Source organism: Streptomyces tagetis (genome assembly GCF_018069565.1).
Lineage (GTDB): Bacteria > Actinomycetota > Actinomycetes > Streptomycetales > Streptomycetaceae > Streptomyces > Streptomyces tagetis.
The window spans coordinates 161,573-180,290 of the sequence record NZ_JAGPNL010000001.1; the positions used below are offsets into that span (position 1 = coordinate 161,573).

The 18,718-nt window shown below is 71.9% G+C and carries 16 protein-coding genes; 6 read left to right on the top strand and 10 right to left on the bottom strand.

Annotated features, from left to right (window positions below; all coding sequences use genetic code 11):
* The first annotated feature begins 2 nt into the window (after positions 1-2).
* Positions 3-1,199: a nucleotide disphospho-sugar-binding domain-containing protein gene (locus tag J5Y05_RS00700; protein ID WP_210867747.1), complete on the top strand. Its 1,197-nt coding sequence runs from the start codon at positions 3-5 to the stop codon at positions 1,197-1,199.
* Positions 1,174-2,250 carry an NAD-dependent epimerase/dehydratase family protein gene (locus J5Y05_RS00705; RefSeq protein WP_210867748.1) on the top strand — a complete coding sequence of 359 codons (1,077 nt, stop codon included), beginning with the start codon at positions 1,174-1,176 and terminating at the stop codon, positions 2,248-2,250. The genes J5Y05_RS00700 and J5Y05_RS00705 overlap by 26 nt, the downstream gene beginning before the upstream one ends.
* On the opposite strand, the gene J5Y05_RS00710 is transcribed toward J5Y05_RS00705, so the two are convergent.
* Positions 2,223-3,449, bottom strand: a complete 1,227-nt coding sequence (locus tag J5Y05_RS00710) for a class I SAM-dependent methyltransferase (RefSeq protein ID WP_210867749.1) — start codon at positions 3,447-3,449, stop codon at positions 2,223-2,225. The two genes, J5Y05_RS00705 and J5Y05_RS00710, sit on opposite strands and share 28 nt — an antisense overlap.
* 174 nt (positions 3,450-3,623) lie before the next feature.
* The gene (locus J5Y05_RS00715) at positions 3,624-6,104 is read right to left on the bottom strand and encodes an excinuclease ABC subunit UvrA (RefSeq protein WP_210867750.1); all 2,481 of its coding nucleotides are present in this window, start codon (positions 6,102-6,104) and stop codon (positions 3,624-3,626) included.
* Between the two features lie 145 nt (positions 6,105-6,249).
* On the opposite strand from J5Y05_RS00715, the gene J5Y05_RS00720 reads away from it, so the two are divergent.
* Genes J5Y05_RS00720 through J5Y05_RS00730 form a run of 3 tightly spaced genes read left to right on the top strand, consistent with a single transcriptional unit; the run spans position 6,250 to position 8,551 of the window.
* Positions 6,250-6,810 carry a PadR family transcriptional regulator gene (locus J5Y05_RS00720; protein WP_210867751.1) on the top strand — a complete coding sequence of 187 codons (561 nt, stop codon included), beginning with the start codon at positions 6,250-6,252 and terminating at the stop codon, positions 6,808-6,810.
* Positions 6,807-7,778: an ATP-binding cassette domain-containing protein gene (locus J5Y05_RS00725; protein ID WP_210867752.1), complete on the top strand. Its 972-nt coding sequence runs from the start codon at positions 6,807-6,809 to the stop codon at positions 7,776-7,778. The genes J5Y05_RS00720 and J5Y05_RS00725 overlap by 4 nt, the downstream gene beginning before the upstream one ends.
* A gap of 17 nt (positions 7,779-7,795) precedes the next feature.
* Positions 7,796-8,551: an ABC transporter permease gene (locus J5Y05_RS00730; RefSeq protein ID WP_210867753.1), complete on the top strand. Its 756-nt coding sequence runs from the start codon at positions 7,796-7,798 to the stop codon at positions 8,549-8,551.
* 86 nt (positions 8,552-8,637) lie between these two features.
* Here the strand turns inward: J5Y05_RS00730 and J5Y05_RS00735 are convergent, their stop codons facing one another.
* Genes J5Y05_RS00735 through J5Y05_RS00765 form a run of 7 tightly spaced genes read right to left on the bottom strand, consistent with a single transcriptional unit; the run spans position 8,638 to position 16,513 of the window.
* Complete coding sequence (locus J5Y05_RS00735; RefSeq protein ID WP_210867754.1) at positions 8,638-9,867, bottom strand: AMP-binding protein; 1,230 nt, start codon at positions 9,865-9,867, stop codon at positions 8,638-8,640.
* A 60-nt stretch (positions 9,868-9,927) separates the two neighbouring features.
* Positions 9,928-10,908 carry an aldo/keto reductase family protein gene (locus J5Y05_RS00740; RefSeq protein ID WP_210867755.1) on the bottom strand — a complete coding sequence of 327 codons (981 nt, stop codon included), beginning with the start codon at positions 10,906-10,908 and terminating at the stop codon, positions 9,928-9,930.
* 7 nt (positions 10,909-10,915) lie between these two features.
* On the bottom strand, positions 10,916-12,448 hold the full coding sequence (locus tag J5Y05_RS00745; protein WP_210867756.1) for an FAD-dependent monooxygenase: 1,533 nt from the start codon (positions 12,446-12,448) through the stop codon (positions 10,916-10,918).
* Positions 12,449-12,462: 14 nt separating this feature from the next.
* Positions 12,463-13,644 (bottom strand): nucleotide disphospho-sugar-binding domain-containing protein, encoded by a 1,182-nt coding sequence (locus J5Y05_RS00750; RefSeq protein ID WP_210867757.1) that lies wholly within the window; start codon positions 13,642-13,644, stop codon positions 12,463-12,465.
* 39 nt (positions 13,645-13,683) lie between these two features.
* Positions 13,684-14,709 carry a methyltransferase gene (locus J5Y05_RS00755; RefSeq protein WP_210867758.1) on the bottom strand — a complete coding sequence of 342 codons (1,026 nt, stop codon included), beginning with the start codon at positions 14,707-14,709 and terminating at the stop codon, positions 13,684-13,686.
* Complete coding sequence (locus J5Y05_RS00760) at positions 14,706-15,473, bottom strand: NAD-dependent epimerase/dehydratase family protein (RefSeq protein ID WP_210867759.1); 768 nt, start codon at positions 15,471-15,473, stop codon at positions 14,706-14,708. Before J5Y05_RS00760 ends, J5Y05_RS00755 begins: the two co-directional genes overlap by 4 nt.
* Positions 15,474-15,481: 8 nt before the next feature.
* Positions 15,482-16,513: a class I SAM-dependent methyltransferase gene (locus tag J5Y05_RS00765; protein WP_210867760.1), complete on the bottom strand. Its 1,032-nt coding sequence runs from the start codon at positions 16,511-16,513 to the stop codon at positions 15,482-15,484.
* A gap of 492 nt (positions 16,514-17,005) precedes the next feature.
* Between J5Y05_RS00765 and J5Y05_RS00770 the strand changes: the two genes are divergently transcribed.
* Positions 17,006-17,869, top strand: coding sequence for an AfsR/SARP family transcriptional regulator (locus J5Y05_RS00770; protein ID WP_210869586.1), 864 nt, complete (start codon positions 17,006-17,008; stop codon positions 17,867-17,869).
* A gap of 36 nt (positions 17,870-17,905) precedes the next feature.
* Here the strand turns inward: J5Y05_RS00770 and J5Y05_RS00775 are convergent, their stop codons facing one another.
* Positions 17,906-18,628 (bottom strand): TylF/MycF/NovP-related O-methyltransferase, encoded by a 723-nt coding sequence (locus J5Y05_RS00775; protein WP_210867761.1) that lies wholly within the window; start codon positions 18,626-18,628, stop codon positions 17,906-17,908.
* Positions 18,629-18,718 lie beyond the last annotated feature (90 nt).

The window sequence follows — 18,718 nt, forward strand, 5'->3', positions numbered from 1 at the left end:
GCATGCGGGTCCTGTTCACCGCCTCGGGCTGGCCCACGCACTACATGGCGATGGTGCCGTTGGCCTGGGCCCTGCGCACCGCCGGCCACGACGTCCGGATCGCCGCCCAGCCGTCCATGCACCCCGCGATCGTACGGTCCGGCATGCCCGCCGTGGCCGTCGGCCCGGACGTCGACTTCGCGGCCGTACGACGGCGCACTCTGCCGCACGAGCGGCGGGAGACCGACCGGCCCGGGACGGCCGAGGAACTGCGGGAGGCGGCGGAGCGGGACGACGGCGGTTTGTTCCGCGCCTGGAACGAGGCCACCACCGCCGCGCTCGACGACACCGTCGCCTTCGCCCGTGCCTTCCGGCCCGACCTGGTTGTCGGCGACACCATGGCCCCGGCCGCGCTCGTCGCCGCGCACGTCCTGGGCGCGGTGGGTGTCCGACACCTGTGGGGGCCGGACATCCTCGGCTCACCGGGCGGCGAGAAGATCCTCGACGTGCTGCCCGGCTACTGGGAGCAGTTCGAGCGGCACGGCGTACGGCCCTCCTCGGGGGACCCTGCACACCGCACGGTCTCGCCGTGCCCGCCGAGCCTGCGCCTTCCCGCGGCACCGGGACTGCTGCCGCTGCGCTGGGTGCCGTACAACGGGACCGGCGAGGTCCCCGGACGGCTGTGGGGAGAGCCGCGCAGGCCACGGGTGTGCGTCACCTGGGGAACGTCCACGACACAGGTGACCGGACCGGGCGGACCCGCCGTACCGGATGTCCTGGACGCACTGCGCGGTCTGGACGTCGAGGTCGTCGTCGCGGTCACCGCCGCGGAGCGGGCGGCGATCGGCACGCCACCCGCCGGGATGCGGGTGCTGCAGGACACGCCGCTGCACCTGGCGCTGCCCGGCGCGTCCCTCCTCGTCCACCAGGGCGGTTTCATGACCGCCCTGACCGCCGCCTACCACGGGGTGCCGCAGCTGGTCGTCCCGCAGCTGCCCAACCAGGTCAGCGACGCCGAGGTCCTGGAGCGGTCCGGCGTGGCACGGCGGGTGCCGGCCGAGGAGGTCACCGCCGGGCGACTGCGCGAGGCGGTGGAGGCGGTGCTCAGCCGGCCGTCGTACACCGACGCGGCCGCCCGGGTACGAGAGGAGATCGTCGCCCAGCCGTCCCCGCGCGAGGTCGCCCGGTCCCTGCGTGACCTCGTCGACGCCGGTGGGTGACGCGGCGGGCGCGGACGCGGCCGTCCCGCTGGTCGTCGTCCTGGGTGCCTCGGGTTTCATCGGATCGGCCGTCGCGGCGGAGTTCGCCCGGCGACCGGTCCGCCTGCGGCTGGTCGGGCGCCGGCCCATGAGCCCTGGGGCGGGGTTGCGCCCTGGTGCGGGAGGCATCGCCCGCAGCGAGGCGTACGCGGCGGACCTCACGGCGCCGCACGGCATGGCGCGAGCGGTGGCGGACGCCGACGTCGTGATCCACCTGGTCGCGCGGATCGAGGCCGGTGTGGCCTGGCGGGCGGCGGAGCGGGATCCGGCCGCCGCCCGGGTCAACGTCGGGGTGATGCGCCGTCTGGTCGACGTCCTCGGCGCGGGCCACCGGGCGCGGGAGGCGCCGCCCCCGGTGGTGGTGTTCGCGGGGTCGGCCTTGCAGGCGGGCGTACCGGGCCGGATCGACGGCCGGGAGCCGGACCACCCGGTGACGGTGTACGCGCAGCAGAAGCTGGCGGCGGAGCGGGTCCTGAAGGACGCGACCGCGCGGGGCGTCGTGCGGGGCGTGTCCCTGCGCCTGCCGACGGTGTACGGGGCCGGGCCGGGGCCGTTCGGCAGCGGAGTGGTCGCGGCGATGGTTGAACGAGCGCTCGCGGACCGGCCGTTGAGCGTGTGGCGGGGCGGCGCCGGGCAGCGCGACCTGCTCCACGTCACGGACGCCACTCGGGCGCTCGCGACGGCGGCGGACCACGCGGACCGGCTGGCCGGGCGGCACTGGCCGGTGGGCACGGGTCGGCCGGTCGCGGTCGAGGACCTCTTCCGCGCCGTCGCCCGTGCGGTGGCCGCGCGCACCGGGCGGCCACCGGTGCCGGTGCTGGAGGTGGACCCCCCGGCCTCGGCGACCGCCGCTGACGCGCTGGGCATGGCCGTCGACTCCTCGGCGTTCCACGCGGTCACCGGCTGGCGTCCTCGTGCGGTGCTCGGGGCAGCGCTGGAGGAGCTGGTGGGTGAGGTGCTGGAACGCCGGGGGGCGGCGGGGGCTCAGGCGGTGTGGACGTCGGGCACGTAGAAGATCCAGCGGCCGCCCTGGCGGCCGAAGTCGGCCTCCTTGCGCATGATCTCTTCGGCGTGGTTCCACGCGAACAGCAGGGCGTAGTCGGGGTAGGGGTCGGCGAACGCCTCGGGTGCGCGCACCGGGATGTGTGAACCGGGGCTGAGCCGGCCCTGCTTGGCGGGGGTGCTGTCGACGATGAAGGACACCAGGTCGGGGCCGATGCCGCAGTAGTTGGTCAGGGTGGCGCTCTTGGCGGTGGCGCCGTAGCCGACCACGGTCCGGCCCTCGTCGCGGCAGCGCTCCAGCAGGGCCCGCAGGTCGTCGCGGACCTTGTCGACGTTGGCGCCGAAGCGGGTCAGGGTGCCGGGCTCGGTGACGCGGGCGGCCTTCTCCCGCTCCAGGAAGCGGCCGACTGCGGGGCTGGGCGTGCGGACGCCGGGGCGGGCCACGGTGTAGCGAATCTCGCCCCCGTGCACCGGCAGCCATTCGGCGTCGACGAGTTCGAAGCCGTGGTGGGCCGCCATCGCCTGCACGGAGCGGACGGTGAAGAAGTAGAAGTGCTCGTCGTAGATCTGGTCGAACGACGTTCGCTCGAGGATGTCGGACATGTACGGGTCCTCGAAGACGAAGACCCCGTCCGGGGCGAGGAGCGCGTCGACGCCCCGGAAGACCGAGTCGACGTAGGAGATGTGGGAGAACGTGTTCGCCGCGTAGATCACCTTCGCGGGGCCGTCGTCGGCGGCGACGGCGGCCGCGGTCTCCTCCTCGAAGAAGGCGTTGCGGACCCGGATGCCCTGTGCGGCGGCCGCCTCGGCGACGCCGGTGCTGGGTTCGACGCCGAGGTGGCTGCGGCCGGCCCGGCGGATCGTGTCGAGCATGATGCCGTCGTTGCTGCCGAACTCGACGAGGAAGTCGCCCGGGTCGCGCAGTTCCGTGTCGAGGAGGCGGCGCGCCGTGCCGCGGAAGTGCTCCTGCATCACCGTCGACAGGGACGACAGGTAGGGGTAGTCGGTGCGGAACATCCGCTCGCGCGGGACGTCCTCCAGCAGTTGCACCATGGTGCAGGACGTGCACATCGCGACGGCGAGCCGGTGGAAGAACTCCTCCGTCCCGCCCGCGGGGTCGACGAACGCGTCGGCGACGGGCTGGCGTCCGAAGTCGAAGAACTCGTGGAGTGTGCCGCCGCAGATGCGGCAGTCGGGCGTGGCAGTCATGTTGCGTTCCTCAGCTCTGTCGGAAAGTCGGCCCCCCGGGGCCGGGCGGACACCCGCGCCGGTCGGCGGGGGCCCGCCCGGCCGCGGCGTTCGGGGAGGATCCCGGATGGTCGGGATCGTCCCCGTCGCGGCTCGACGATCGCTCAAAAGAGGCTGGACGACGTGGGCGGGACGTCAGCCCCCGGCCGTGGGGCCGTCGAAGAGCGGCCGGAGGAACCGGGCGGTCACCCCGGTGCCCTGGACGATCCGGTCCGGGGTGCCCTCGGCGACGACGTGCCCGCCGCGGTGGCCGGCGCCCGGACCCATGTCGATGATCCAGTCCGCGCAGGCGGCGACGTGCAGGTCGTGTTCGGCGACGACGACCGAGTTGCCGGCCTCCAGCAGGACGTCGAGGGCGTCGACGATGCGCTGCACGTCGGAGGGGTGCAGCCCGGTGGCGGGCTCGTCGAGCAGCACCATGCCGCGGTTGCGTCCGTCGCTGCCCTGGAGGATGGCGTTGGCCAGCTTAAGCCGCTGGGCCTCCCCGCCGGAGAGCTCGGTGCCGGCCTGGCCGAGTTGGACGTACCCGAGTCCGGCACGGCGCACGGCGTCCAGGGTGGCCACCAGGGGCCGGGGCGCGGTGAAGAACTCGGCGGCCTCGTCCACGGTCATGGCGAGCACCTCGTCGATCGACCGGTCCTGGTAGCTGACGGCCAGTATCTCGGGGGTGAAGCGGCGGCCCTCGCAGACGTCGCACTCGACCCACATGTCCGGCATGAAGTGGAGGTCGACCTGGCGCTTCCCGTATCCGGTGCAGGTCTCGCAGCGCCCGCCCGGGGAGTTGAAGGAGAACGCGCCGGCGGTGAGGCCGCGGTCGCGGGCGCGCGGGGTGGCCGCGTACAGCTTGCGGATGAGGTCGAACGCCTTGGTGTAGGTGGCGGGACAGGAGCGGGGCGTGCGGCCGATGGGGTTCTGGTCGACGACCGTCACCCAGTCCAGGGCCGCCGCGCCCTCGATCCGGGCGAGGGCGGCCGGCCGCTCGCCGCGCAGGGTGGCCGCGAGCCCGTCTCCGAGGGCCTCGTGCAGCAGACTGCTCTTGCCGCTGCCGCTGACCCCGGTGATGCAGGTGAGGGTGTTCAGCGGGACGGCGACACGGTCCAGCCGTACGTTGTGGACGTCGACACCCACCAGCGCGACATGGCCCGCGGCCCCGGCCTCCCGGCGCCTGGGACGCCGTACGCGCGGTCCGCGGCCGGCGAGATAAGCGCCGGTGACGGACTCGGGGACGCGGCGCACCTCCTCGGGCGGGCCCGAGGCCACGAGGGTGCCGCCCTGCCGTCCGGCGCCGGGGCCGAGGTCCACCACCCAGTCGGCCAGGGCGACGAGTTCGGGGTCGTGCTCGACGAGGAGCACGGTGTTGCCGGCGTCGCGCAGGTCGGTGAGGATCTCGCGCAGGGGGTGCTTGTCGGCGGGGTGGAGTCCGGCGCTGGGCTCGTCGAGGACGAAGATGATGCCGTTGAGGTCCATGTTCAGCTGCGCGGTGACGCGGGCGCGCTGGAGTTCGCCGCCGGACATGGACGGCGCGGTGCGCAGCGGCTGGAGATGCCCGAGGCCGAGCGCGGTCATCAGCCGTAACCGCTTCTCGAGGTCGGGAAGGAAGGTGGCGGCGACCTCGCGCTGCATGGGCGTGAGGGTGGGTTCGATGGTCCCCGCCCAGACGTGCAGTTCCTCCACGGGCCGGTCGACGGCCTCCGGGTAGGTCAGGCCGCCCACCCGCAGGGTGCGCGCGACCTCCCCGTAGCCCGTGCCGGCGCAGGCGTCGCAGGCCTCGCGCCGCATGAAGCTCGCGTAGTGCTGTCGGGCCGACTCACTGCCCGCGGTCTCGTGCAACCGCGTCACCTCGGCGAGGACGCCCTTGAGGGGAACGCTGCGCTCGACGGTCGTCTCGCTGCCGGACTTCTTCTGCCGGGTGGTGATGCGGAAGCCGACCGGCTCGTCCCCGGTGCCGTGCAGGACGGCGTGCCGGAACGCCTCGGGCAGTTCCCTCCACGCTTGTTCCAGGTCGGCGCCGTGCCGTTCGGCGAGGGCAGGCAGGGCCAGGTGCTCGCCCGAGTTGGCGCGGTCGAACCAGGCTCCCGCACCCTTGAGCAGCGGCAGGTCGGGGCGGGTGATGACGGCGTCCGGGTCGGGGCTGACGGTGGCGCCCATGCCGAGGCACCTCTTGCAGCGGCCCTCCATGCTGTAGCGGTCGAAGTAGGCGCTGGTCAGCCCGCGCAGTTCGGGGTGCTCCACGGCCTCCGGGCCCAGGGCCGGCATGCGCGCGAAGAGGAGGCCGAGGAAGTCGTTCAGGCCGGTGATGCTGCCGAGGGTGGAGCGCTCGCTGCGGTTGAGACGCCGCTGGTCGACGGCGAGCGTGACGCCGAGGCCGCTGAGGCGGTCGAACTGCGGTCGGTTCTTCGGGGAGATGAACTGCCGGAAGAAAGGGGAGATGCCGTTCAGATAGCGCAGTTGGGCCTCCGCGTGGAGGGTGTCGATCGCGAGCGAGGTCTTGCCGCTGCCGCTCACCCCCGTGAAGGCGACGATCTTGTTCTTCGGGATGGTGAGGCTGACGTCCCGCAGGTTGTGGGTGCGGGCGCCGACGACGCTGATGACGTCGTCGCCGGGGGACCCGTTCATGAGGTGACTCACTCCGCTCCTTCGCGTACTACGACCTCTCGCGAGCTGTGCCGGGCGCTCTGGCGAGCCGCGCCGGGGCGTCCTCGCGAGCTTGACTTCTCGATATTACTCTCACGATACTACCCCCGTGAATCTTACTCGTTTGATGGCTCTGGGCACTTTGCAGAACGTGGGCCCGCTGCACGGCCATGAGATCCGGCGCCTCGCCGAGGTGACGAGCGTCAGCAGCTGGGGCGGGGTGAGCGTCGGAGCGCTCTACCGGGAACTGCGCACCATGGACGAGGACGGGCTCGTCCGGCCGGTGCGGACCGAACAGGTGGGCCGGCGTCCGGCCCGCACGGTGTACCGGATCACCGACGAAGGGGAGACGGAGCTGGCCAAGCTTCGCGAGGAGGCAGTCACCCAGGTGCACCACGGCACCGACCCCTTCAGCGTGGCGCTGCTGTTCACCCGCACCAACGACCTCCCGATCCTGCGCGATCTGCTCAAGCGACGGCGCGCGGCCGTGATGGCGATGCGCGACGACATCGACGCCGAGCGCAGGAACCTGCTGGCGGCGGGCTCGATCGGCCCGCTGGACAACGCGATGTTCCGGCGGAGAGTCATGCAGCTCGAAGCCGATCTCGCCTGGCAGGACGTACTCGACGAAGTGATCGAGGAGTCCGACGCCGCATCCGCGGACCCGACCGAGGAGAACCAGACATGACCATGATCGAGGCACACGGACTGGCCCGGACCTTCCAGGCCCCGCACGGAGAGGTCACCGCCGTACGCGGTGTGGACTTAACCGTCGAGGACGGGGAGATCGTCGGCTTCCTCGGCCCCAACGGCGCCGGGAAGACGACCACCCTGCGCATGCTGACCACCCTGCTGCGGCCCACCGCCGGAACCGCCCGCGTCGCCGGATGCGACCTGCTCACCGACCCGGTCGGAGTGCGCCGCCGGATCGGCTACGTCGCACAGGGCGGCGGCGCCAACCCGGCGGAGGTCGTCGGCAACGAGTTGCTCCTCCAGGCCCGGCTGTACGGCCTGTCCAAGGCCGCGGCCGGACCCCGCATCGCCGACCTGGCGGAGCGCCTGGGCCTCGGCGGCCTGGAGTCGCGCCTGGTCGGCAGCCTCTCCGGCGGCCAGCGGCGGCGTCTGGACATCGCGCTCGGGCTGGTGCACCGGCCTCCGCTGATCTTCCTGGACGAGCCCAGCACCGGACTCGACCCGACCAGCCGCAACCAGCTGTGGGACCACATCCGCGGTCTGCGGGACGAACTCAACGCGACGGTGTTCCTCAGCACGCACTACCTCGACGAGGCCGACGCGCTCTGCGACCGCATCCTGATCATGGACCAGGGCGCCATCCTGGTCGAGGACGGCCCGGAGGAACTGAAGAACCGGGTCTCGGGCGACGCGGTGACCCTGGAGGTGTCCCCCGAGGACGTACGCACCGCCGAGGACGTGGTCGTCGGCCTTCCCACGACCCGCGACGTAGCCGTCACCGGAAACACCATCAGGTTCCGCGCCGATCACAGCAGCCGCTCGATGGTCGAGTTCATGCGGGCGCTCGACGCCCGGGCCGTCGACCCGGTCTCCATCCAGATCGACCGGCCCACCCTCGACGACGTCTTCCTCACCCTCACGGGGCGCCAGGCCGGTGTGGCCGCCTCCGTCGACGCCGCCTGAACAGGGAGAACCCCGCCATGCAGACCCTCAGGGAAACGTTACTGGTCTTCGAGAACCAGCTCCGCTTCACCTTCCGCTACAAGATCACCATCGTGATGGGACTGGTCCAGCCGGTCCTCTACCTCCTGCTGTTCGGTCCGCTGCTGACCGGGCTGGGCGACATGGGACGCCCCGGCGACACCTGGCAGACGTTCGTCCCCGGTGTCCTCGTCTACCTGGCGCTGTTCGGCGCGGGCTTCTGCGGGTTCGGCATCATCGCCGACGTGCGCTCCGGCGTTATCGAGCGGCTGCGGGTCACACCGGTCAGCCGGTTCGCGCTGCTGATGGGACGCGTGGTCCGCGAGGTCACGGTGCTGCTGGTCCAGTCCGTGATCATCGTGACGGTCGGGCTGCTGCTCGGCCTGCGCGCCAACCTCCTCGGCATCCTCGCCGCGCTCGTCCTCGTCGTTCTGCTGGGCATCGCCCTGGCTTCGCTGTCCCTCTCGCTGGGCGTCGCGCTGAAGTCGGAGGACCAGTTCGCACCGCTGCTCACCTCGGCCGCCCTCCCCGTCATGCTGCTCGCCGGCATCCTGCTCCCGATGAGCCTCGCGCCCACCTGGCTGGACGTGCTGTCGCACGTCAACCCGCTGCGCTACGTCGTCGACGCCATCCGGGACCTGTTCGCCGACCACTTCGCCACCTGGGCCGTCCTGGAGGGCAGCGTGGTCGGGGTCGTACTGGCGGTCGTCTGCGTCGCCGTCGGCATGCGGACCTTCGCCAAGGAGAACGCCTGAGCAACGGGATGACGCGCACCTGCGGTGGAGGAACCGCAGGTGCGCGGAAGGCCCGCAGGGACCCCGGAGGGCCGTCCGGCGGAGCGTCAGGCGCGGTCCCCGAGGTAGAGGTAGCCCTCTGGGTCGAGCTGGCCGGTGTCGCCCGAGCGCAGCCAGCCCTTGCGCATCACCCGCCGTGTGGCGTCCGGGTCGCGCCAGTAGCCGCTCATCATGTGCGGGGCCCGCAGCCACACTTCGCCCGGCTCGCCCGCAGGACGGTCCCGGCCGTCCGGCCCGCAGATCCGCAGCTCCACCTCCGGCAGCGGACGCCCGGCCGACCGCAGCAGCTGGGGCCGCCCGTCGGCGGCGGCCAGATGGTCCTCCTGCCGCAGCAGGGTGACGGCACGCAGTTCGCTGGTGACGTAGTTCTGCGACAGGATCGGACCGAAGACGCCGATTGCCCGGCGCAGCGTGTCTGGCGCGATGGGGGCGTTGCCGTACGGCAGGTAGCGCAGGCTCGACAGGTCCGTGCGTCCCGTCTCCGGGTGGCCGACCAGCCGTTCCAGGTACGGGGACGGCAGGTACACGCTGGTGATCCGCTCCGTCTCGACGGTGGCCAGCACCCGACCCGGGGCGAAGTCGTCCATCAGCCGTACCGTGCACCCGGCCCGCAGCAGCATCAGGGCGACCTCGCCGGCGTTGCCTGACAGCGGGCTGACGGCCAGCGTCGTCACCCCGGCGGGGAAGTCGCCCAGTTCGCCCTCGTCCGGGCGGCGCCAGGTGACGTTCATCGCCCGGAAGCGGTGCACGGCGCCCCGCCGTACCCCGGTGCTGCCGCGGGAGTACACCACGAGCGCGGTGTCCTCCTCACGGGCCTGCGGCCGCAGCGGCTCGCCGGACTCGGCGTCCGCGAGCGCCTGGAGATCGCAGCCGACGCCGTCCGCCCCCAGCGAGAACATGCCCGGCGCCGGTTCGCCCAGCGCCCGCGCGCCCTGCCGGTCGACCACCAGCACGGCCGGCCGTGCCGCCGTCAGCACCGCGCGGCACACCGCGGTCTCGCCCGGGGAGCCCGCGTGCAGGGCGGTGAAGCGGCTGCCCAGCAGATGCGCGGCCAGCCGCAGACAGACCAGTTCCGGCGAGTTGCCCATCAGACAGACGATGCCCTCGTGACGGCTGTGCCCCATGCCCCCCAGGGCACGGGCGATGCGGTAGGCGCGCTCCAGCATCTCGTCGAACGTGACACGGCGGTCCTCCGTCACCAGCGCGTCACGCCCCGCCCACCGGTGGAGTCCGGCGAGCAGGTCGGTCACATAGCGGGCCGCTGGCTCCGCGTCCATACTGCCTCCTTGCTGGGCTTGTGGCGTCCGCCGGAGTGGTTGCGGCCGCTGCGGGCCGCTTCAGGTCGCGGAGCTGTGGACGGCCACAGGGGTGAGGATGTCGTCGACGCATGCGAGCAGGCCGGCGTCCATCTGTACGCCGGACGCCCCCGCGTTCTCCCGCACCTGCTCGGCCCGGGACGCGCCGACGACCGCGCCCGCCACGTTCGGGCGGTGCAGCAGCCAGGCGAGGGAGAGCTGAGCCGTCGTCAGCCCCGTTTCCTTGGCGAGTGGCTCCAGCTGCCGCACCCGCTCCAGGACGTCGTCGGTCAGCATGCGCCGCATGAAGGCGGCCCGTCCGCCGACGAGTCCGGTGTCGGCCCGGGAGTCCGGGGGCGGCGGTGCCCCCGGGGCGTACTTCCCCGTCAGGACCCCCTGGGCGAGGGTGAAGTAGGGGATCTGGCTGATGCCCAGCGGTTCACAGACCGGCACGACCTCGCTCTCGGGTGCGCGCCAGAGGGCCGAGTACTGGGGCATGTGGTAGACGAGCTGGACCCGCAGCTCCCCGGCGAGCGCGGCGGCCTCCCGGATCTGCTCGGCGGTCCACTCGGACACGCCCAGGTAGAGGACCTTGCCGGCGCGGACCAGGTCCGCGAAGGCGGTCATGGTCTCCTCCAGCGGGGTCTGCGGGTCGTAGCGGTGGGCCGTGTAGAGGTCGACGTAGTCCGTGCCCAGGCGCCGCAGCGAAGCGTCGATCGCCTCCCGCACGTGTTTGCGGGACAGGCCCGAGCCGTTGGGGCCCGCGCCGGTCGGGAAGAACACCTTGGTGCAGATGACGACGCTCTCCCGGGGCGAGCCGGCCAGCGCCCGGCCGAGCAGCGACTCGGACCGGCCCATGCCGTAGATGTCGGCCGTGTCGAACGTGGTGATGCCGCAGTCCAGCGCCGCGCGCAGACAGGAGAGTACGGTCTCGTCGGGTGTGCTGTCGTCCGGATAGAGCAGGTTGCCGAAGACGATCTCGCTGATCCGCAGTCCACTGTGGCCGAGATGCCGGTGTTCCATCGCGGTGCTACCTCCAGTCCTTGGGGCCGAACCAGCGGGTCAGCGCCTCGGTCAGCCCGTCCTCGGGCGCCCGCCCGTCCGGGCGGGTGTCCCCCGCCACCCAGGCGACATGACCGTCCGGCCGGACCAGCAGGGCGGCCGCGGGCGCCGGATCCGGCCCGGCAGGGCGGGCGGCGACACCGTCGACGCGGTCGGCCCAGGGCGCGGCCGTGCGGGCGGGGCCGCCGTGGGCGGTCAGGTCGAGCAGCAGCCCGCGTCCGGAGCGCAGCAGCTCGGCCGTACGGGTCGGGGCGCCGTCCACCTCCAGGTCGAGATCCGGTGCGAACAGACCCAGCAGCGGGTGGACGTCGTCTGCGCCGCCCTCCTCCGTGCCGTCCTTCTCCGCCCCGTAACGCAGGTCAAGGCCGTTGAGCGCCGCGGTGAGCAGACGGTTCGTGTCCGGCAGAGCCAGCAGCTCCTCGAACAGCTCCCGCAACGCGGTGACATGCTGTTCGTCGGGGTTCATCAGCGCGAGCTGCGCACGGGTGAGCTGGAGCATTCTGCGGCCGGCGCGGTGCCGTTCCTCGTGGTAGGTGTCGAGAAGCCCGGGCGGTGCCCAGCCGGCGACCTGCGCGGCCAGTTTCCAGCCGAGGTTCATCGCGTCGTGGAAGCCGGTGTTCAGCCCTTGCCCCCCGATCGGGAAGTGCACGTGCGCGGCGTCCCCGGCGAGGAACATTCGGCCCTGGCGGTACGTCTCGGCCTGACGGGTGGCGTCACTGAACCGGGACATCCACAGGACCGGCTCCCGCAGGTCCAGCTCGCGCCCGTAGACCCGGCGCACGCCGGCGCTCAGCTCGTCGAGGGTGACCGGCCGGGCCGGTGACGGGTGCGGGCGGTCGTACTCGACGACCACGACACGGCCGACTCCGCCCTCCGGAGGGAACGCCAGGACGACGATCCCGTGCGGGGTGCGCTGCCAGCGGCGCGGTACGTCCTTCTCGGTCGTGGTGACGTAACCGATCAGGGCGCTGACGCGGGCGCCGTGTCCGGGGAAGCCGATGCCGGCGAGCCGGCGGACGGTGCTGCGACCACCGTCGCAGCCCACCAGATAGGCGGCGCGCACGGTGCGTTCGCCCTCGGGGCCGGCCAGCCGGACGTCCACGCCGTCGTCGTCCTGCCGCACCGCGGTCACCTCGCGACCGCGGTGGATGGGGACGTCCAGCTCGGTGGCGTGTTCGGCGAGGATCTCCTCGGTACGCGACTGAGGAACGAGAAGGCTGTACCGGTGCCGGGTGTCGAGCAGCCCGTGGTCGAGGCCGCGGCCGAACATGCCCGCGAAGGGCAGGCCGGTGACAGTGGACATGCCCTCCGAGAAACGGTCGAGCAGACCGCGCGTGTCGAGGTACTCGACGGTGCGTGTGTGCAGAACCCCCGCGCGGTCGTGGCCGGCCGGTTCCAGGAGCCGGTCGGCCACCAGCACACGCACGCCCGCGCGGCGAAGTTCGCAGCCGAGCAGCAGGCCGACGGGCCCGCCGCCCGCCACGACGACGTCGTAGTCCATGACGTGCTGCCTCCTCACTCGTCGGCCACGGCGAGCGCGCCGGAACGGGCCGTCTCTTCCAGCCGGCCGACCACCTCGGACAGCGGCGGCATGGCCTCGATCTCGTCGCGCAGCCGGCGTGAGGCCACGGCGTACGGCGAGTCGTCGGCGATCAGGTCGGTCACGGCGGCGCGGATCCCGGCCACGTCGGCCTGGTCGGGCTTCAGCTGGACGCAGGCCCCGGCCGCCTCCAGAAGGTCGGAGTTGAGCCGCTGCTCGAACAGGTGCGGGATGGTGAGCTGCGGGACGCCGAAACGGGCGGCGCTCAGCACGGTGGTCGCACCGCCGTGGTGGACGACCGCCGAGCACCCGGCCAGCACGGTGTGGATGGGCAGGTCCTGCACCACCGTGGCCCGCTCGCCCACCTCGCCGAGCAGCTCCCGTTCGGCCGCGGTCACGGCGAGCACCGGTTCGACGCCGAGTCCGTCGAGCGCGTCGAGGATCCTCGGCACCAGGAACATCTCCGGCTCGTCCGTGGCGGTGGAGGTGAAGGTGCCCCAGGTGACGCAGACCCGCGGCCGGGCCGGCGGCTCCAGCGCCCAGGACGGCACCACACCCGGCCCGTTGTAGGGCACGTAGGCCATGGGCAACGAGGTGCCGGGAACCTTGATGCGCAGACTTGGCGGCGTCGGGTCGACGGTGAGCCGGTCGAGCGTGGCGGGCGGTGTGACGCCGTGCAGCGTGTACGTCGGCCCGAGCCGGTCGAGGACGTGGTGGGCGAGCCACTGGCCCGGCGCGGTGCCGTACAGGTCCGGTCCCCAGGCGTGGCGAACCAAGGGCGCGCCGACCGCCTCGGCGGCGACGGAGGCCGCGAAGGCGACGGGGTCGCGGACGACGAGCTGGGGCTGCCAGGCCTGTGCGAAGCGGACGAGGTCGGGCGTCATCATCTCGGCGACACGGTGGAAGATGGTGATGATCGCGTCCCGCGTCCGGTACTGCGCGGGGTCGGTCTCCGCGACGAACTTGCGGTGCAGGGCGGCGAAGTCGAGATCGGGTCCCACCGGGACGGCTGTGAGCCCCGACTTCAGGACGGCGTCCACGACATGCGGCTGGGCCGCCACGCGCACCTCGTGCCCTTCGGCGCGCAGCGCCCAGGCGAGGGGCACCATGAACAGGTAGTGGGACGGCCAGGCCGCGGTGGTGAGCAGTACGCGCATGGTGAAGCCTCCGTTGGGGGAGGGCCGATCGGCCGCGGGTCAGGAAGGCTTGCCGGCGATGAGGACGCGGTCGCCGGTCAGGCTCTCGATCCGCTCGGCGGACTCGAAGCGGAAACCGGCGCGCTCCACGTAGCCGCGGCACTCGGCGACCGTGTACTCGGAACCGCCGTCGCGCATGATGGAGCAGTTCAGGCTCTGGAGCAGGGACCTGGCGTCGTCGCGCTCGTCGTCGAGCATCGCGTCGTACACCACGACGATGCCGCCCGGCCGCATCGCGTCGTGGACGCGCTCCAGAAGCTTCTGGCGCGCGGCCGGCGGCCAGTCGTGCAGGACGTGCCCGAGGATCACGGCGTCGGCGGGGGGCAGCGGGTCGGCGAAGAAGTCCCCCGCGGTGAAGCGGACCTTGGACGCGGTGCCGAGCGCCGCCATGTGCTCGTCGAAGAGGGGCTTCACGGCCGGCAGGTCGAAGACCCCACCGGTGAGGTGGCCGTGGGTGCGCACCAGATGGGCGGCTACGTTGCCGCGGGCACCGCCGACGTCCAGGAAGGTGGAGTGGCGGCTCCAGTCGACGAGGCGGTCCAGCTCGTGGGCGACGAAGCTGTTGAAGACGTCCATGTGGCCCATCAGACGCCGCACGTTGTCCAGGTTCTCGAAGTCCTTGCGGAAGTCCTTGTGGCCTTCGGCGGGCCCGCCGGTGAGGACCTGGGTGAGGGAGCCCCAGTTGCGGTAGTGGAGCCGCGCGTGCTGGGCGATGCTGTCGCCGAGGTAGCGGGGACCGCCGGACACCAGGAACTCGGCGGTGCCGGGGTGGTTGGCGTACTCGCCGTCCTTGCGTTCCAGCAGCCCGAGGCCGACCAGCGCGTCGAGGAAGTCGGCGGCCCGGCCGGGGTGCAGGCCGAGCCGGGAGCAGAGGGCGTCGGTGGTGGCGGGCTGCTCGGCGAGCACGTCGAACAGGCCCAGTTCCACGGCGCTCTGCAGCGCCTTCGCCTGGAAGTAGGCGGTGTTCAGGCCGAGCAGGGAGCGCGCCACCGACGTGGGGTCGGCGGTGTGGTCGAGCACGGTCATGGCATGCCTTTCGTCGGGGGAGCGTCCGTCGGTCCGTCGAGGTATCTGTCGATGACGCTGCGGTAGTAGTCGGCGTGGAAGCCGGGCCGGGCGGCCGGGGGCAGCAGGCGCAGGAGCTTGGCGTTGGAGACGGCGTGGTCGTCGGTCACGTCGGCATAGTCGCGTTCGGCCTTGGTGCCCAGGCGGGACTCGAGGTGGGCGACGATGTCCTCGACCGGTACGGCGAACCCCGAGGCGACGTTCACGACCTCGTTCCTGGTGTCCCGGCACAGGAGGGCGTCGACGACGGCCACCACGTCGTCCACGTGCACCAGGTCGCGCCGGGCGTCGCGGTGGACGCGGACCGTGCCGGAGCGGATCTGCCGCAGCAGCGAGGGGACGAGCTGGTGGCCGCGCTGTTCCCGTCCCACGGTGTAGGCGAGCCGCAGGACCAGGGCGTCCACGCCCGAGGACCGCAGGACACCTTCCATGGCGAGCTTGTGCCGGCCGTAGGGCGTCGTCGGGAAGACGGGTCCGGACTCCAGGCTGGGCCCGTCACCCGTCCCGTACAGGCCGCCGCCGCAGGTGGAGAAGTACACCAGCTTCCTGCCGCGCGCCCGGCAGCGGTCGAGGACGTCGTACAGGAGCGCGGCCTCGCGGGCGAAGCCGGTCTCCGAGGTGCTGTGGGCGCTGGAGACGCCCGCCGCGAAGACGACGGCCGAGGGGTGGGCCGCGGCGAGCGGCGTGAGGTTCCTGGCGAGGAAGCCCCGACCGACGATCTCCATGGCGCTTCTCAGAGCCGGTCCGCTGTCAGCACGCGCAGCGGGTTGTGGGGGAGGGTGCGGAGCTTGGGCCGGCTGAAGCCGGCGGCGGTCACCATGTCCTCGTACGCGGAGATCGGGTGGACCTGCCCCTCGGAGGTCCAGGCGAGCATCAGGGCGGAGAAGAGGTGCGGGACCGGGTCGTCGGCCGGGCGGCCGCCGTCGGTGCTGATGGCGATGGCCACCAGCTTGCCGCCGGGCCGCAGGGCGTTTGCCATGCGGCGCAGCAGCCCGGTGGCCCGCTCCGTGGAGAAGTGGTGCAGCACGTTGGCGACGATCACGATGTCGTACGGGCCGTCCAGGGGGGCGTCGAACATGTCGCCGGGGATGAAGTGCGCCCGGCCGTGCACGCCGAGGCGGCGGGCGTTGGCCTCGGTGACGGTGAGGACGTTGGGCCAGTCGAGGGACCAGACCTGGGCGCGCGGCTCGTTGCGGGCCAGGGTGTAGCCGTAGAAGCCGTGGCCGCAGGCGACGTCCAGGATCCTCACCTCGTCCCGGGTGAGGTCGGGCCAGGGCAGCAGTTCACCGGCGACGAGGTCGGCGACGGGCTGAGTGTTGAGGGTGCCGAGGGCGGCGAAGTCCTCCCAGAAGGTGTACGAGGGGGTCTCGGCGTTCATCTCCATGACGGTGCCGCCGTTGCGTACGGCGTCGCCGAGCCGTTTGATCGCGTCCCACTCGTAGTCGCTGGCGGCCAGCCGGACGGCGTCGCCGTAGTACTCGGGGTGGGTACTGACGAGGACGCTGTCGGCGCCGGGGGCCAGGGAGTAGAGGTCTCCGTCGGTCTCCAGCAGCCCCATCGCGGCCAGGGCGTTGAGCAGGACGCGGGTGCCGCGGGGGTCTGCCGCACAGGCCGCGGCCACCGCGTCGGCGTCGGCGGGGCCGTCGGCCAGGGCGTCGAACACCTTGAGGTCGACACCCGCTCGCAGTACACCGGTCCGGCGCACGGCGGACATCATGGTGAGCAGTTGCCGGCGGTCCACGGCGGGCGCGCGGTCTTGGGTCATGGAGGTCTCCCGGCTGGTGAGGGCGAGCGGTTCGCCCAGGATCTTCGGCGGGTGGGCTGGGGATCCGCTTGAGGAGCGGTGGAGATGGGGGCGGTGCCACCCGGCGGTGCCGAAGTGATGAGAATCACTTCATGCGGTTCGATCCGCCGTTCGGACACTCGGAGTGACGTGCCGCCAAGGAAGGGGAATGCGTTGCTCCTCGGCGGTTTCCGGCATGCGCACCAGCAATTCCCGATGGCACATGCCGGGCCGTCGTCACCCTTGGTCATCTCAGGACCGGGCGACGGGTCCGGCCGCCCGAATTCGTCTCGATCCCGACCCTCACCGGCGCTTTTCTCCGGGTAGAGGTGGGAGGGGTCGGGAGATCGGCAGCCCGGGACGGTCGTGGCGACGTGTCCTTGACTCATGTGACTAGTCTCTCGATACTACTTGCGATCCGACCGCCGGAATCAAGGGGGGCCAGTGCGCGCCGACCGCGACTGTGACATACGTTTGGATATCCGGGTCCTCGGTCCGCTGATATTACGGACGTCTCGCGACGGGAATCTCATCGAGCATCTCACCGCTCCGAAACCACGCAAGATCATCGCCCTATTGGCGCTTCAGGCGAATCATGTCGTCACCACGGCGTCCATGGCGCGCGAACTCTGGGGGGACAACCCCCCGGCGAGTATGCAGACCACCCTGCAGACCTATGTCCTCCAGGTGCGGAAACTGCTCGGCCGGGCCCTTCGCTGCACGTCCTCGGAAGTGGCGAGCAGCACGCTCGTGACAAAATTCGGCGGATACCAGCTCAATCTCCGGCCGGGAGAAGTGGACATTGACGAATTCGATCAGCTGGCCGCCGAGGGCCGCAAAGTCGTCGCCGACGGAGCCGACGAGGAAGCCGTCCGGCTGCTCACCCGGGCCATGGAGGTGTGGAGCGGTCCGCCACTCGTCGACATGCAGGTGGGGCCGCTGCTGGACGCGGAGATCAGGCGGCTGGAGGAGAACCGGCTGACGGTGCTCATGCAGCGCAACGACGCGAAGATCCGGCTGGCGCTGCATCACGAACTCCCCGGCGAACTCGCCGGGGTGGTCTCCCAGTACGCGATGCACGAGAACCTGCACGCCCAGTACATGCTCTCCCTCTACCGGTCCGGCCGCTGCTCCGACGCCCTCGTGGCGTTCCGCAGGCTGCGCGAGCACATGGTCGGCGAACTCGGCCTGGAGCCCTCGCTGAAGCTCCAGCGGCTGCACCGGGCGATGCTCACCGCGGATCCGGCGCTCGACTGCACCGAGTTCACCGGGATCGACTCGCTCCTCGAGCGGTTCCAGGAGGCCCCCGTACTGGCGGCGCACCGCCGGGCCGGCTGACCGGCGGCACCGGCCGGCGGTGAGGCGACGGAGCCGTCAGCCGTGCTCCGCCCGGCGCCAGTAGACGCCGTGCCCGTCGATGTCCTGGACGGGCTCGTCGATCCCGTGCCGGTCCCGGTATTCCTCGACGGCCTTCCGGCACGGCTCGATGTCGTAGTCGTCGATGATGACGAAGCCCCCCGGGGACAGCCGGGGGTACAGATGCGTGAGCGCGTCCGTCGTCGACTCGTATAGATCCCCGTCCAGCCGCACCACGGCCAGCGGCCCGGCGGGGGCGTGCGGCAGGGTGTCGGCGAACCAGCCCTCCAGGAACCGGACCTGATCGTCCAGGAGTCCGTAACGGGAGAAGTTCTCCGCCACTTCCGCGCGCGGAACGCTCAGCACCTGATTGATGCGGTGCAGCGCCATCTCCTGATCCAGGGGATGGCTCCCGGAGTGCGCGACCGGCACGCCCTCGAAGGAGTCCGCGACCCACACGCACCGGTCCCGCACTCCGTACGCCTCCAGCACCGCGCGCATGAGAATGCAGACACCTCCCCGCCACACCCCGGTCTCGACGAGATCCCCGGGAACACCGTCGCGCAGCACCTGCTCCACACACGACCGGACGTTTTTCAGGCGCTTCGTGCCCACCATCGTGTGCGCCGTGGTGGGCAAATCCCGCCCCGCGGAACGGCTGGCGCGGTCATATCCGTCCAGATCCCCGTACCAGCCGACCGGAGCGTCCTCGTATATCACGTTGGCGAGAATGCGCTCCATCAAATCCAGGTAAAGTTCAGGGCCTTTTTGCTTCACGATTCCTCCTAGATTCCGGACGGATATGGCGGTGACGGTGCCTGAACATAGGCG

Coding starts and splice junctions, on each gene's coding strand:
- J5Y05_RS00700 (WP_210867747.1), top strand. CDS start 3: ATGCGGGTCCTGTTCACCGCCTCGGGCTGGCCCACGCACTACATGGCG.
- J5Y05_RS00710 (WP_210867749.1), bottom strand. CDS start 3,449: ATGACTGCCACGCCCGACTGCCGCATCTGCGGCGGCACACTCCACGAG.
- J5Y05_RS00715 (WP_210867750.1), bottom strand. CDS start 6,104: ATGAACGGGTCCCCCGGCGACGACGTCATCAGCGTCGTCGGCGCCCGC.
- J5Y05_RS00720 (WP_210867751.1), top strand. CDS start 6,250: ATGGCTCTGGGCACTTTGCAGAACGTGGGCCCGCTGCACGGCCATGAG.
- J5Y05_RS00725 (WP_210867752.1), top strand. CDS start 6,807: ATGACCATGATCGAGGCACACGGACTGGCCCGGACCTTCCAGGCCCCG.
- J5Y05_RS00730 (WP_210867753.1), top strand. CDS start 7,796: ATGCAGACCCTCAGGGAAACGTTACTGGTCTTCGAGAACCAGCTCCGC.
- J5Y05_RS00735 (WP_210867754.1), bottom strand. CDS start 9,867: ATGGACGCGGAGCCAGCGGCCCGCTATGTGACCGACCTGCTCGCCGGA.
- J5Y05_RS00740 (WP_210867755.1), bottom strand. CDS start 10,908: ATGGAACACCGGCATCTCGGCCACAGTGGACTGCGGATCAGCGAGATC.
- J5Y05_RS00745 (WP_210867756.1), bottom strand. CDS start 12,448: ATGGACTACGACGTCGTCGTGGCGGGCGGCGGGCCCGTCGGCCTGCTG.
- J5Y05_RS00750 (WP_210867757.1), bottom strand. CDS start 13,644: ATGCGCGTACTGCTCACCACCGCGGCCTGGCCGTCCCACTACCTGTTC.
- J5Y05_RS00755 (WP_210867758.1), bottom strand. CDS start 14,709: ATGACCGTGCTCGACCACACCGCCGACCCCACGTCGGTGGCGCGCTCC.
- J5Y05_RS00760 (WP_210867759.1), bottom strand. CDS start 15,473: ATGGAGATCGTCGGTCGGGGCTTCCTCGCCAGGAACCTCACGCCGCTC.
- J5Y05_RS00765 (WP_210867760.1), bottom strand. CDS start 16,513: ATGACCCAAGACCGCGCGCCCGCCGTGGACCGCCGGCAACTGCTCACC.
- J5Y05_RS00775 (WP_210867761.1), bottom strand. CDS start 18,628: ATGGAGCGCATTCTCGCCAACGTGATATACGAGGACGCTCCGGTCGGC.